The sequence below is a fragment of the Desulfosporosinus sp. genome, assembly GCF_014237355.1.
Lineage (GTDB): Bacteria > Bacillota > Desulfitobacteriia > Desulfitobacteriales > Desulfitobacteriaceae > Desulfosporosinus.
The window spans coordinates 201,689-215,085 of sequence record NZ_JABZFS010000080.1 but is presented as its reverse complement, the minus strand read 5'-3'; the positions used below and the strand labels follow the sequence as shown (position 1 = coordinate 215,085).

Annotated in this window: 12 protein-coding genes and 1 rRNA gene; 6 read left to right on the top strand and 7 right to left on the bottom strand. The window is 40.7% G+C overall.

Annotation, left to right across the window (positions count from 1 at the left end; translation table 11 throughout):
• The 4 genes from rrf to HGJ98_RS20400 all read left to right on the top strand — a co-directional run.
• Nucleotides 1-108: ribosomal RNA gene (gene rrf / locus HGJ98_RS20415) — 5S ribosomal RNA — on the top strand; the annotation flags it as partial.
• 192 nt (nt 109-300) lie between these two features.
• Complete coding sequence (locus HGJ98_RS20410) at nt 301-534, top strand: hypothetical protein (protein ID WP_291353545.1); 234 nt, start codon at nt 301-303, stop codon at nt 532-534.
• 367 nt (nt 535-901) lie between these two features.
• Nucleotides 902-1,027, top strand: a complete 126-nt coding sequence (locus HGJ98_RS20405; protein WP_291353544.1) for a hypothetical protein — start codon at nt 902-904, stop codon at nt 1,025-1,027.
• A gap of 280 nt (nt 1,028-1,307) precedes the next feature.
• Complete coding sequence (locus tag HGJ98_RS20400; RefSeq protein ID WP_291353543.1) at nt 1,308-3,002, top strand: long-chain fatty acid--CoA ligase; 1,695 nt, start codon at nt 1,308-1,310, stop codon at nt 3,000-3,002.
• 182 nt (nt 3,003-3,184) lie between these two features.
• Here HGJ98_RS20400 and HGJ98_RS20395 read toward each other — a convergent pair whose 3' ends face one another.
• Together HGJ98_RS20395 and HGJ98_RS20390 are read right to left on the bottom strand one after the other, a co-directional pair.
• The gene (locus tag HGJ98_RS20395; RefSeq protein WP_291353542.1) at nt 3,185-4,477 is read right to left on the bottom strand and encodes a hemolysin family protein; all 1,293 of its coding nucleotides are present in this window, start codon (nt 4,475-4,477) and stop codon (nt 3,185-3,187) included.
• A gap of 645 nt (nt 4,478-5,122) precedes the next feature.
• The gene (locus HGJ98_RS20390) at nt 5,123-5,260 is read right to left on the bottom strand and encodes a hypothetical protein (protein ID WP_291353541.1); all 138 of its coding nucleotides are present in this window, start codon (nt 5,258-5,260) and stop codon (nt 5,123-5,125) included.
• Nucleotides 5,261-5,509: 249 nt separating this feature from the next.
• On the opposite strand from HGJ98_RS20390, the gene nrdR reads away from it, so the two are divergent.
• Nucleotides 5,510-6,001 carry a transcriptional regulator NrdR gene (nrdR, locus tag HGJ98_RS20385; protein ID WP_291353540.1) on the top strand — a complete coding sequence of 164 codons (492 nt, stop codon included), beginning with the start codon at nt 5,510-5,512 and terminating at the stop codon, nt 5,999-6,001.
• Nucleotides 6,002-6,020: 19 nt separating this feature from the next.
• On the top strand, nt 6,021-8,429 hold the full coding sequence (locus tag HGJ98_RS20380; RefSeq protein ID WP_291353539.1) for a vitamin B12-dependent ribonucleotide reductase: 2,409 nt from the start codon (nt 6,021-6,023) through the stop codon (nt 8,427-8,429).
• A 50-nt stretch (nt 8,430-8,479) separates the two neighbouring features.
• Here the strand turns inward: HGJ98_RS20380 and HGJ98_RS20375 are convergent, their stop codons facing one another.
• The 5 genes from HGJ98_RS20375 to HGJ98_RS20355 all read right to left on the bottom strand — a co-directional run bounded on the left by HGJ98_RS20375 (nt 8,480) and on the right by HGJ98_RS20355 (nt 13,298).
• A complete protein-coding gene (locus HGJ98_RS20375) occupies nt 8,480-9,595 on the bottom strand; it encodes a Ger(x)C family spore germination protein (RefSeq protein ID WP_291353538.1) in 1,116 nt (371 codons plus the stop codon).
• Nucleotides 9,592-10,698, bottom strand: a complete 1,107-nt coding sequence (locus tag HGJ98_RS20370; RefSeq protein ID WP_291353537.1) for a GerAB/ArcD/ProY family transporter — start codon at nt 10,696-10,698, stop codon at nt 9,592-9,594. Before HGJ98_RS20370 ends, HGJ98_RS20375 begins: the two co-directional genes overlap by 4 nt.
• 20 nt (nt 10,699-10,718) lie before the next feature.
• A complete protein-coding gene (locus HGJ98_RS20365; protein WP_291353536.1) occupies nt 10,719-11,966 on the bottom strand; it encodes a spore germination protein in 1,248 nt (415 codons plus the stop codon).
• Between the two features lie 123 nt (nt 11,967-12,089).
• The gene (locus HGJ98_RS20360; protein ID WP_291353535.1) at nt 12,090-12,755 is read right to left on the bottom strand and encodes a uracil-DNA glycosylase; all 666 of its coding nucleotides are present in this window, start codon (nt 12,753-12,755) and stop codon (nt 12,090-12,092) included.
• A 123-nt stretch (nt 12,756-12,878) separates the two neighbouring features.
• Entirely contained in the window at nt 12,879-13,298 is a 420-nt protein-coding gene (locus tag HGJ98_RS20355; RefSeq protein WP_291353534.1) for a VOC family protein, read from the bottom strand.
• Nucleotides 13,299-13,397 lie beyond the last annotated feature (99 nt).

The window sequence follows — 13,397 nt, the reverse complement described above, 5'->3', positions numbered from 1 at the left end:
TTATGCCGGAGGGGTTCCACCCGTTCCCATACCGAACACGGAAGTTAAGACCTCCAGGGCCAAGGATACTTGGGGCATAGCCCCTGGGAAAGTAGGTCATCGCCAGGTAAACAAGCGACAGACTACCTCTAACGAGGTAGTCTGTCGCTTGTTTAGTCATACTGTAAATTAAGATACTTGGGTCCGGGGTTCCACGATCCACACTGCAGGAGTATGCGTCTTGGGTTGCAGTGTGGCGAAAAGCTCGTTCGCTTTTCGTGTTCGGGATCCACACTGCTGGTGAGAGCTTTTTATGTCGCAGTGTGGCGGCGAAAAGCTCGTTCCTTCGCCACGAAGTGTTCCTTTGGGGCGGGTGGCTCGGCGATACTCTATCCTTCGCCGGAAGGTATTCCTTCACGGATCACGGCTTCGGCGATACTCTCCACCGGAGACTATCGTACTGGAGACTATCGTGTTTTTCGTCACATTGCAGGAGTTTGCGTCACGAGTCGCAATGTGGCGAAATTCTCATCCGACTTTCGTATCGCTCGGTAAACAAGCTACAGACTATCTTTAAGGTAGTCTGTCTGTGCTTCTTAATACTGATACAAAAACCTAATTCACAAAGGAAAAGGCCGATACTAAACGGGTCATTGTCATTTTCCTCAGTTTGTCTTTACAACGTCAACAGTTGAGACTAATCACAGAAGAAATTTGAATAGGAAAATTGTTCCATAATTGCCAGAGCGTGAATAGTATACACTATCTCTTAACAAAGGAGGAAATGCAAATGGCATTTGGCGGTGTTGATGGAGCAGCTTGCGGTCATGGCCTTGGCGCAGGAATTGCAGCGGTTGTTGTAATTATTCTTTTGCTTATCGCAATGGGAATCGTATTCTAATTAGAAAGGAGGAAATCATAAATGTACGGATATGGTGGTGCAGGGTATGGCGGCGTTTGTGGCTGTCCTAGCGGTGGAAACTATGCCGGCGCAGGAATTATTGCAATCGCAATTTTGATTCTTATCGCTTTAGGAGTTATTTTCTAAAAATGGATTCATAGAGGCTATCACCAAATCGGTGGTAGCCTCTTAAATATATAAGATAGCAATTCGTCGACATGAAGACTGTCCAAAGTCTATGGGACTTGAGGGTCTTTGAAACTAAAGAATCCGTCAGGGGAGTTGCGAAGGGGCAAAAACACAGTTAACTGAATAGTAATAATATAAAGAAAATTTGAATAAGTCTATACTATTATCAAGAGAAATGTGCTAGAATATGTAAAAATGAATGAGTAAACATTCAAAGCTAGGCAAGGGGGATTGAAATATGGAATTATCTAGTTCAGAGAGACCCTGGTTTCGTTTTTATGAATCGAATGTTCGTAGACAGTTACAAATTCCAGAACTCACTCTAGTAGAAGTATTTAAGCAAACAAAGTTAAAGTTTCCAAATAACCCTGCACTAATTTTTGGGGGAAAGACAACTACGTACAGTGAGATGGATACTCTTATTGAACGCATGGCAAAGGCGCTCATCAAAAGAGGAGTGAAAAAAGGGGATCGCATCTCAATATATATGCCTAATAGCGCTAACTGGGTAATATCATTTTTTGCAATCCAAAGAATAGGAGCTATCGTCGTTCAGACGAACCCACTCTATGTTGAAAGTGAACTTAAAGCGTTGTTACAAGATTCTGGGGCCATTGGAATAGTTTCTATACCACAACTATTGCCTCGGATTGCTCCAGTTCAAAAAGAAATAGGACTTAAATTAATTGCCTTAGACTACTTAAGTGGATTTTCGGGGTTAGCCGGTTTGGGTTTAGCGGATAACCCTGAATACATGGATCTCGAAGAACTACTTTCTGATTTTAGTTTAGATGAATTAGAGTCCCCGCCTTTTGTAAGCAATTCGAAAGATATAGCAGTTTTGCAGTACACAGGAGGGACAACTGGAACGGCCAAAGGAGTTATGCTAACCCATCACAACCTAGTGGCTAATGCCTTCCAAGCTTGGGAATGGATTGTAGGCCATGAGGGGAAGGAAAGAGTTCTAACTGTTTTGCCCTTGTTCCATATTTACGCTTTGACAGCTTGTATGAATTTTTCAATACTATCCGGAGGGGTTATGATTATTTTGCCTAGATTTGATGTTGATGCCGTCCTCCAACACATCAACGATTATGAACCAACATTCTTTCCCGGTGCCCCAACTATGTATGTTGCTGTCATTAATCATCCAAAGATCAAGGAATATAAAGTATCATCAATTCGGTGCTGTCTAAGTGGCTCGGCCCCGCTTCCGAAAGAAGTGGCAATCCGTTTCGGGGAACTAACGGGTGGGAGGTTGGTCGAGGCTTATGGTTTATCGGAAGCATCGCCAGCAACCCACCTAAATCCAATCTTCAATTCTCGAGTAGGCTCAATCGGTGTTCCGGCGCCGAATACAGACGCTAAAATTATGGACTTAGAGACAGGGCAAAAGGAACTTCCACCAACAGAGATTGGAGAATTGGTGGTTAAAGGAGATCAAGTTATGCTAGGGTACTGGCAAAAACCTGAAGAAACTACGGCTGTTTTACAGGATGGATGGCTTTACACTGGAGATATCGCATATAAAGACGAAGACGGGTTTTTCTATATTGTTGATCGAAAGAAGGATATGATCATTACTGGAGGTTATAATGTCTATCCGCGCGATGTTGAGGAAGTCCTCTATACTCATCCTGCCGTGAGGGAAGCAGTATGCGCCGGAATTAGTAACCCTTATTGGGGAGAGATGGTTAAAGCCTATGTCGTTCTTAAAGAAGGAACTAGTGTTACGGAAGAGGACATCCTGAAGTATTGTAAAGATAAGCTAGCAGTGTATAAAATTCCGAAGATGGTTGAGTTTCGAGAGAGTTTGCCTAAGACAGCCGTTGGCAAAGTGTTGCGACGTTATTTAGTCGACGAAGAGCGAGAAAAAATGTTGCAACAAGAAAAGGATGCGGCAGTTCAGGTGGCTGCGGGGAGCTCGCAATAAAATATTTAGTAAAATGTAATTATCAACGGTGGAATGAAAATATAAATGGCTGTAAAAAAAGGTTTTAATGTTACTGAATCACAGGTGTCTTTGCGTTGTCCCAAGTCATTGTAAGTAAGTTTTACGTAAAAAATCACAGTGTTAACAATTCGTTGACACTGTGATTTTTTATCTTTGCCAGTTCATTTTTTTATAACTTCTAAATAATGAAGCTGATGCCCTTCTTTTTGGTGCACTTTAAATGTGTATCCATCGATTTCAAAATCAGACCCTGTCTCTGCTTCGATGTTTTGAGTCAAGAACCACCCACCTATGGTATCAACATCTTTGTGGGTAAAATCTGTACCTAGCAAATTATTAACATCCTCAATGAGTAATTTAGAGTCTAGGATATAATGATCTTCATTTATTTTTTGAATCTCCGGTACTTCGTCTTCGTCAAATTCATCTCTAATTTCACCAACAATTTCTTCAAGTATATCTTCAACTGTGACTAAACCGGAAGTACCACCGTATTCATCCATTAAGATGGCGATATGGGTGCGTTCTTTTTGCATTTTTACAAGCAAGTCATGAATAGGGATGGTTTCCATAACATGGATAACAGGATTAATGAAGCCCTCTAAATTCATGTCTTCCTGGTTTATCCTACTTATCAGATTGGCAGTTAGAAACTCTTTAACATTTATGAAACCTCGAATATTGTCTTTGTCTCCATCTAAAACAGGATAACGTGTATAATTTTCTGTTTGGATAATATTAAGAATGTCCTTAAAGGTATCATCAATAGAAATAGTAACAATTTCTGTACGAGGAACCATGATTTCCTTTGCAATTCTTTCATCGAACTCAAAAATGTTGTTCATGTATCTTAATTCGTTTTTATTGATCTCCCCGCTTTTAAAACTTTCGGTTAGCAAAATCCGCAGTTCTTCTTCAGAATGTGCTATTTCATGTTCTGATGCTGGCTTTAAGCCAAATAGGCCAACAAGAACACGTGCTGCCCCATTTAAAAACCAAATGAATGGATACATTATTTTGTAAAACCAGATAATAGGTACTGCAAAGGCTAAAGTAACGGCTTCTGCTTTTTGAATGGCAACCGTTTTGGGTGCAAGTTCACCAACCACAACATGCAGGAAGGTTACTAAAGCAAATGCAATACCAAATGATAATAAATGTGTAATTGATTGACTTAACTCAAAATACACAAACAACGGATACAACAGATCTTCAACTGTAGGTTCACCAAGCCAGCCTAAACCTAACGCGGTAATTGTGATTCCAAGTTGGCAGGCTGATAAATACTCATCTAAATGAGTTACGACTCTCTTAGCAGCCTCTGCTCCTTTTTTTCCTTCAGAAATAAGCTGATCAATTCTGGAAACACGGATTTTTACAATGGCAAATTCAGTTGCTACAAAAAAAGCGGTTAATACAATTAATAGAGCAATCAATAATAAATTAATATTCATCAAAGAGTAATCTTACTTGGAGTAAGACATACACCTCCTAAAAATTATTTATAGCTTTCTACATAAAGCTGATACGCTTGGATTAAGCACTTTTAACTCCATACTCCTCATTGTTCAATAAATCCCATCAGAAGTTTCTCTCAAAATACAGATGCAAAAGTAATTACCTAAAAGGATACTGTAGTATAGCTGATAAAAGTATTATGCCAATACCCGTTAGTTAGTATGCCCAACCTCACGGAGCACTTCCGGCAACTAATAGGGAGGGATACTTATTAAAGTTATTCTAGTCACAAAACTCTTAACATCAGTTATACGTTCTCAAAGATCTTCCAATTCTATTGACGATGTTCCCTTAATCATTCATGAAGGAGTTTGATAAAATAATTCGATAATCAATCAAAAGGCAATTAAATACTTTTCTAAGAATGTGCAGTAAGCTATTTCGTTGTAAACAAAAAGATTAAACAAAGGAATACTAAGTATAACATAGCAAGCGAGGAAGACCAAATTTATCTGGTCTTCCTCTTTGAGCTTCTAACTCCTTAACGAAACCATAACCTTATGGGAGATACAGCTTTTCATTAACTTGTTTTAGGAACAAGAACTTATTCAGGTTAAGCTGATATTGTATACCAGAAATAATCACTTCTTAGATCTTAAGGCTTCTTCTTTTGATAATCCATGCCCGTCTCTGGAATCCATGCTGGGTTGATCTTCCGGTCGAGATGGAATTGGCTTAGTGCTAGGGTTTGCATTTCTTTCCGGAAATTTCTTAATCACAATGTCACTCCTTCCTAAGATAAGCAGTTATGTTATATGAACAAAGGTATTCTGCCCTTTTTGTTCAAGGAATACTACTTTCTAAATAATTAAAACTAGTGTTAAGCAAAAAATGAAGGAAGAAAACGATAGTGAACAGAAATCAGCGAAGGAAAAGAAGAACAAGCTAAATAAGGCCCATAGGACTATTGACACACAACATATAGTATGATTAAATTCAATAGGACACTATATGTTGGGGGTGGTACTATGCATTGTCCATTCTGCGGAAACGAGGACACAAAAGTTCACGATTCTCGTCAAGTTGAAGAAGGAACTGCGGTCCGTAGACGCAGGGAATGTGAACGCTGTTCGCGGCGATTTACCACCTTTGAAAAATTTGAGGATTCTCCCCTCATCGTTGTAAAAAAAGAGGGGCGGCGCGAAGGTTTTTCTCGCTCTAAAATGATGGCAGGCATGCTCAGAGCTTGCGAAAAACGACCGATTTCTATTGAAGAAATCGAGAATGCATCCTTTGCCATTGAAAAGAGACTGCGTAATCGCCATGAGCGAGAGGTGTCTAGTTCCGAAGTTGGTGAAGCAGTGCTGGAGCAATTATTTAAAATGGACGAAGTTGCCTACATACGTTTTGCTTCTGTCTATCGCCAGTTTCAAGACATCCAGCGCTTTATGGAGGAGTTACATGAACTTATCGAAAAGCGGGGTATAATTGAAAAAAAGAATAGTGTAAGTAGTGATTAAGGAAAGTTGGGGATAAGAGTTGAGTTTCGAAGGACAAGCACCAAAAACCTGGCCAAAAGTTGATTTAACGCCTAATGCACGAGTTGTATTGGCTAGAAGGTATTTAAAACAAGAAAATGGGCAAGTAATTGAAACTGCGGAAGATATGATTTATCGAGTAGCTAGTGTAGTTGCAAGTATTGAAAAGGATCTATATGGGAAAGGCAAGGAAGAAACACAATCCTTGACTAAAGAATTTTACACCATGATGGCGAATCTCGAGTTCATGCCAAACTCGCCTACATTGATGAATGCCGGGCGAGATCTCGGCCAATTGAGCGCTTGCTTTGTGTTGCCTGTTGAAGACAGCATGGAAGAAATCTTTGATGCCATAAAAAATGCAGCAATTATTCATAAATCCGGTGGAGGAACTGGTTTCAGTTTTTCTCGTTTACGCCCTAAAAACAGCATGGTTCGGTCAACGGGTGGGGTAGCCTCCGGTCCAATTTCATTTATGAAAGTATTTAATTCGGCGACGGAAGCAGTTAAACAAGGTGGCACTCGACGGGGAGCCAATATGGGTATTCTCCGTGTGGATCATCCCGATATTATAGATTTTATTCAATGCAAAGAAGATAACAAAGAGATTACAAATTTTAATATCTCAGTTGGAATTACAGAAGAATTTATGAAAGCCGTTCGAGAAGAGCGTCCTTATGATCTCATAGATCCCCATACTGGAAATGCAGTCGGGCAATTATCTGCTCCAGAGATCTTTAATAAAATTGTAGATCATGCATGGCAAAACGGAGAGCCTGGAATTGTCTTTCTTGATCGATTAAATGAAGGGAATCCTACCCCACTGTTAGGGGAAATTGAGGCAACCAATCCTTGCGGGGAGCAACCCTTGCTTCCGAATGAAGCTTGCAACTTAGGCTCGATCAATCTAAAACTAATGGTGATTGAAAGAGACGGAAAAATGGTCATTAATTGGGAGAGATTGAGTCAAGTCACCCGATTATCCGTCCGTTTCTTGGACAACGTCATTGATGCCAATCAGTATCCGTTGCAAATTATCGATCACGTGGTAAAAGGAAATCGTAAAATTGGACTTGGTGTCATGGGATTTGCAGATATGCTCATTTTACTACAGACCTCGTACTCGACTGAAGAAGCCGTTGAATATGCAGAGAAAGTAATGAATTTTATCCAGACAGAAGCCCGCATTGAATCCCAACGCTTAGCTGAAGAAAGGGGAACCTTTCCGAACTATGAAGGCTCTATCTATGACGGGGTCATGAAACTGCGCAATGCCACCTTGACAACAATTGCTCCGACGGGAACAATTTCCATGATTTGTAGTGCTTCTAGCGGAGTAGAACCCCTCTTTGCGGTAGCATACACTAAAACCGTGATGGATGGAACAGCTTTAATTGAAGTCAACCCGCTTTTTGAAGCCTTTGCCAAAGAATTTGGTTTCTATTCTGAAGAACTTATGCGAAAAATTGCGGACATGGGGACTGTCTTAGGCTTGCCTGAAGTTCCTAACTGGGTACAGGAAGTTTTCACCACAGCTCAAGAGATCGCACCTGAATGGCACATTCGTATTCAGGCTGCTTTTCAGAAATATACGGATAATGCGGTTTCCAAAACCATTAATTTCGCTAACTCTGCGACACGAGAAGAAATTGCAGAGGCCTATCGATTGGCAGATGAACTGAATTGTAAAGGTTTAACCGTTTATCGTGATGGTAGTCGGGATGAGCAGGTGCTTTCCACAGGAACTTCAGCGGCACAAGGCGAAACCGAAGAAGCGAGTGAAGAGACCGAACAACGAGGCGAATGGGTTATCCCGAAAACACCGTTTATTCCAGAAGTGAATACCGTTGTTCCCCGCCCACGTCCGACAACTACCGTAGGGGTTACAGAAAAACTTAAAATCGGTTGTGGTAACCTCTATGTGAGTGTTAATGCAGACGAAAAAGGAATTTGTGAAGTCTTTACGAATACAGGTCGAGCCGGGGGGTGTTCATCCCAATCCGAGGCAACAGCACGCTTGATTTCCATTACACTGCGTTCGGGCTTATCCGTGGATGCAATTACTGAGCAGATCAAAGGAATACGCTGCCCAGCTTGTATGCGGAGGGAAGGGGTTAATGTTACGTCCTGCCCAGATGCAATTGCCCGCGTAATTAGAAAGTATAATGAAGTAGGGATTGATTATTCGGATGTTCAGAAAAAGGCTAAAGCAACAGCACTAGAGGCTGAAAGCACCGGTGCCGTTAAGCGAGAGGCTACCCATTCAGAAAAAGTTGCAGAAAAAGTGACAGGGAAAAAGGGCCGGTCTAAAGTTTCCGCTGCAAATGCTTGCCCAGAGTGCGGCAAATCAATTAACCATGAAAGCGGCTGTGTAGTATGCACACACTGTGGCTATTCAAAGTGTGGATAAAAGGTTTAAAATCCGGATTATGCAAATGCATGTCCGGATTTTTCTCAGTACTACTTAAGTAATCCATAGCCCTTAATACTACAGTCAACTTCAACTTCAATAGGTATTGTGGGGTAAATCTCATTCCAATTTAGGGATTTGAATTCCTTCGAGTAGGTTTTTTGAAATGCTTTATCAAAGCCGAGGTAATCGGCTTTGATTTCTTTTTGAGATTTTTCTATAGATGACGTTACCTGTTTACGAATTGCTTCATTAAAGACGCCTTCCATTTTTTTTAAATTCTCTGGCTTAGAGAAATCTAGATTTTTCCCTGCTTCCTCCATTAATGGTCCTTCAGTGGTTACCTTAACAACAAAGGAAGGCTTTCCACTATCCAAGCTTGGTTTAAACTTCGTATCCTTCTTTCTAACCTGATAGGTATATGTATTTTCTCCTTCTTTAGCTACTACAATGGCCTGGTTTTTTTCCAGAAGCCAGTTGGAGGCTTGAGCTTCATCTGCATTGAGCCAGGCGACCAGCTTCCAATTCTTAAACACAGCAGCCCCATCACGAACAGCTACATTGTCACCTTTTGGGATAGTAATTCGACTGCCCGAGGCCACTCCGTTGGATCTGTTCAAGTCAATGATGAAATCTAGGAAATTATTTGTTCTAACAAGATCAAGTTTTTTTTGCAGCATGCCCATTGCTACCATTTCCGCCGCGAGCCGTTTTTCAAATCTGGGATTGGTATAGAAATAGTCTCGAGCTTGGGCCTGTTGTACGAATACCAGTCGGAGTCTTAAGGCCAATTCGGGCTCTCGAATGAGGTAGTTAGTAAGATTCCGAAAGTTTTCCTTTCGGGCAATATCTTCTCCGATAACCACCGATCGCAGATGGCTCAAAGAGATTTTTCGACTGATACTGGTCTGGATGCGTTGTATCGCTTGAAGAATGCTGTCCGCATCCGTACTGACGACTAAACTCTGGGTAACAGGGTGCTCTCGGGTTGAGAGAGGCTTGGCAAACTCAAAAGTCACCTTATACTTTGCAGTATCCGAATTTGAGGGTGTATCAATGCCGATTCCAAGTACAAAAGCTGTATCGTTCACATCCTGAAGATCCCAGCAGCCAGGGGTAAGTATTAAAAGAGGGAGGATTAGGAATAGCGCTAACTTACTTCTCATGTTGTCCTGCCTTTCTTCCGGACAACCGCTAGGATAAGGGTCATTACAGGAAGTAGATAGACGATAGGTACTGATACAACGGTCAGGTATAGTCGGAGCTGCTCATGCCATGCCTCATTAGGCAATAGGTAAGCTATCGTTACAGGGATTGCGGTTATAATAAATATAAGCCATGTCCGACGTCGTAGATTGAATAATTGAAAAGTACTTGAGCATAGAAGATAGAGATAAATAGCTAGAGTAGAATAAATTGCAATTAACCAAGGCAGTGTGAGCAGAAGACCGAAACGCTCCACGGGGAAACCTGGAAATTCAACGAGGTTGACAACGTTAATTCCGGGTAAAACTGATTCGTTTAGGTTCTGTACGCCAAGAATCCCAATGGCAGCAACAGTATTTGACCAACCAAAAAAGATCGTTATATTGTAGGCCAGCAGAGAGGATTTTACTCCTTGCTTGATTTTCATAAAAAAGGGAGCGGCAAATAACAGAACTTCCGGGCCTTGATAGGCTCCAAGAACGTAATAAGAACCTTTTAAGACTGGTAGTAATCCATTTTCCAGAACTGGTAAGAATCGATCGATTTTGACGGATGTAGTGAACAGTAGGGCCAATATGAGTAGGGGAATGGCCAGAAAGGGTAGGAGTAACTGGAAGAAACGGATCACTGGGATAAGTCCGGAAGAAACCAGCCAAATAAGGGAAAGGGCAAAGAGAATGAGAGGTATTATTGTGGGAGTCTGCGGAAGAAATAACATTTTATTAGCTAACAATGATTCGTAAAAAATAGAACTTAAGAAGGCAACCCAGAATAGGAGATAAAGACAACAAATTAAAAAGCCAAGGGGTTTTCCCCAGACAATTGGCAGGTACTGAAAATAGCTCATATTCGGAAAGCGAGCGGTTAGTTTTATAAACAGATAGACAATAAAACTGCCAATGATTGCACCGATAAGGATAGAAAGCCAAGCATCCTGCTTGGCTGCTGCAACTGTAGCTTTCGAAAATGTAAAAACTTCATACTCGACAATAGTTAAGATTAACAACGGTACAAGGGCCCGCGTATGAAGACGATCCTTTAGCGCAGGGATTTTTTCGTTCATAAGTATCACCTTTTCTTCCTCTATCGAGGGTCTTGAGGTTTATAAGTATCATCAATAGGCATTTCTTTAGAATTTCCACGCAGGAGGGTATGACCCCAAGCGTCTATTTCCAGGGTTGCCAGGGGTGCCATGTAGGGAATACCAAAGGATTTTAGGGTAGAGAGGTGGATGCAGATAAGGAAGAAGGATAGTGCGAAACCGAATAAACCTAAGAAGCTGGAAATAATCATTGTCACGAATTGAATTATTCGGATGGATGAACGTAGGTCATAATCTGGTATGCCAAAAGATGCCAAAAAGGTTAAAGTAACAACGATTACTAGACCGGGGCCAATAATATTTGAGAATATACCTGAAATCACCAGGGTAATCCCACAAAAGAGAGCCACAGTAGAGCCCAGTAGAGAAGGGACTCTTAATAGCATCATTCGAAGAGCCTCCGCTATCCCCATCATTAGAAAAACCTCAAAATAAATAGGAAAGGGTGTCCCTTCCCGTGAATTAAGGATAAGAAGGAGAATTCGGGTCGGAAGCATCTCTGGGTTATAAGACAGCAAGGCTATATAAAACCCTGGAAGACAGCCAGCCAGTAATAACATGACATATCGGGCAACCCTAAAAAAGCTAGCAGTAATGAACCAACGAGTATATGCGTCATCGGGGGTATCCATAAGGTCAAAGAAGGTGCAAGGGGCAAGCAGGGTATTCGGGCTACCATCCAGGATGATAATAATTCTTCCTTGAAATAATGCGCTTACTGCGACATCGGGACGTTCTGTTGCTTCAACCTGTGGAAAGGGGCTAAGCGTTGAATCTTCGATATTTCTTTGTATATAACTGCTTTCGTATAGGGTTTTTGCTTTTATAGTCTTAATTCTCCGCTTGACTTCCGCGACAATACTAAGGTTGGCTATGTTACCTATATAGACTATAAGAACTTCTTTGGGAGCCAGATTTCCTAGTAAGATAGTTTCTGCAATTAACTCCGAAGTAGGGACCAAATCCTTTAATATTTGAAGGTTATATTGTGCGTCCTCCGTAAAACGTAGTTTTGATCCACGTAAAAGCTGGTCTTTATCTCGAGTAATAGCACTTACAATGGGGAATCCTTCAAGATTATTTTTAGGTTTAGATCTTTTGGATTTAGATCCATTATCTTCTGATGAATCTGAATTTGATTCTTCAGCACTGCGTCTAAGATCGATTCTTTGAAAGCTAATATCCTTATTTACTGGGCGCGTATTGTTCTTTTTCCAAAAATTAAACATCCTCATACCTCTGTTTTTTAGTCGTATAATAGTATCTCTAGGGATGTGAAATATATGTAATAAAGGAAAGCCCTGTCCACTAAGTGTGATGGACAGGGCTTTCCCATATTAGTCGTTACTGAATTAATCAATCTGCCAGTCAATCGGCACTCTATTATTGGATATCAAGAAACTATTGGCTCGGGAAAAGGGTTTGCTTCCAAAAAATCCTCTACTGGCAGATAGGGGACTGGGATGAGCGGATTCGATGATTAAATGATGGGAATTGGTAATCAGTTTCTTTTTGGAACGAGCATTATTACCCCATAAAATAAACACTACAGGATCCGCCTTATCGTTCACTAAAGAAATAATTCTATCAGTAAAAATTTCCCAACCTATAGTTTGATGGGAATTAGGTTTTCCTGCCTCTACTGTAAGTGATGTATTAAGCAGTAAGACACCTTGGTCAGCCCATTTCCTGAGAGAACCATGTTTAGGAATCCTACAACCGAGGTCTGATTGTAGTTCCTTAAAAATATTTTGGAGCGACTTTGGAAAGGGTACTCCAATATTAACAGAGAAACTAAGCCCCATTCCTTGACCGACATTGGGATAGGGGTCTTGTCCTAAAATTACGATCTTGGTATTCTCGTAAGAGGTATATACTAAAGCATTAAACACATCTTCCTTTTTAGGGAAGATCTGTTTATTCCGATACTCATTTTTTACCCATGCTAACAACTGAATATAATAGTCCTTTTTGATTTCATCATCGAGTAGTCTCTTCCAATCGGCTTGAACAGGCATTAGTTGTTACTCCTTCCGCTATTATTACTCAATGCAAAGTGTTCTGTTTAATCACTGGACTTTTTTGCCTCTTTCTTTATAACATAAAAGTGGCAGCGACGATAGCGCTGCCACTTTTATGTATTAGGCTGGTTTACAAGAAACCTGCCACATCACTCCAAATTTATCAGTAAACTTACCGTATAATGGGCTAAAGAAGGTTTCTTGCAGCTCCATATCAATCGTACCACTTTCAGATAATACCTCATACATTTCTCGAGTTTCTTCTTTTGTATTGAATTCTAGTGAGAAGGAAATGTTATTGCCGGTATTGTACAGGTTATTAAGAAAGGTGTCTGAAAAACGTATGATATGACCATCTTTTCTTAATTCAGCATGCATAACGAGATTTTTCAAATGATCAGGTACTGGAAAGTCCGGGTTTGGCGGAGCATCACCAAAATGAAGAATCTGACTTTCTCCGCCTAAAGTTGTTTGATAGAAATTAACAGCTTCCTCGCAGTTTCCGTTAAAAACAAGGTAAGGTATTAACCAATCACTCATCTTGAAATCCCTCTTTCGTTATACTCTTAAGATTCCCACTTCAAGGGAGTGGATTCAATACCTTAATATTATGTTCAGCAACGGATTAATTAATTCAGA

Excerpts from the sequence above, each read along its gene's own strand:
- HGJ98_RS20405 (WP_291353544.1), top strand. The coding sequence starts at position 902 with ATGTACGGATATGGTGGTGCAGGGTATGGCGGCGTTTGTGGCTGTCCT.
- HGJ98_RS20400 (WP_291353543.1), top strand. The coding sequence starts at position 1,308 with ATGGAATTATCTAGTTCAGAGAGACCCTGGTTTCGTTTTTATGAATCG.
- HGJ98_RS20395 (WP_291353542.1), bottom strand. The coding sequence starts at position 4,477 with ATGAATATTAATTTATTATTGATTGCTCTATTAATTGTATTAACCGCT.
- nrdR (WP_291353540.1), top strand. The coding sequence starts at position 5,510 with ATGCATTGTCCATTCTGCGGAAACGAGGACACAAAAGTTCACGATTCT.
- HGJ98_RS20375 (WP_291353538.1), bottom strand. The coding sequence starts at position 9,595 with ATGAGAAGTAAGTTAGCGCTATTCCTAATCCTCCCTCTTTTAATACTT.
- HGJ98_RS20370 (WP_291353537.1), bottom strand. The coding sequence starts at position 10,698 with ATGAACGAAAAAATCCCTGCGCTAAAGGATCGTCTTCATACGCGGGCC.
- HGJ98_RS20365 (WP_291353536.1), bottom strand. The coding sequence starts at position 11,966 with ATGTTTAATTTTTGGAAAAAGAACAATACGCGCCCAGTAAATAAGGAT.
- HGJ98_RS20360 (WP_291353535.1), bottom strand. The coding sequence starts at position 12,755 with ATGCCTGTTCAAGCCGATTGGAAGAGACTACTCGATGATGAAATCAAA.
- HGJ98_RS20355 (WP_291353534.1), bottom strand. The coding sequence starts at position 13,298 with ATGAGTGATTGGTTAATACCTTACCTTGTTTTTAACGGAAACTGCGAG.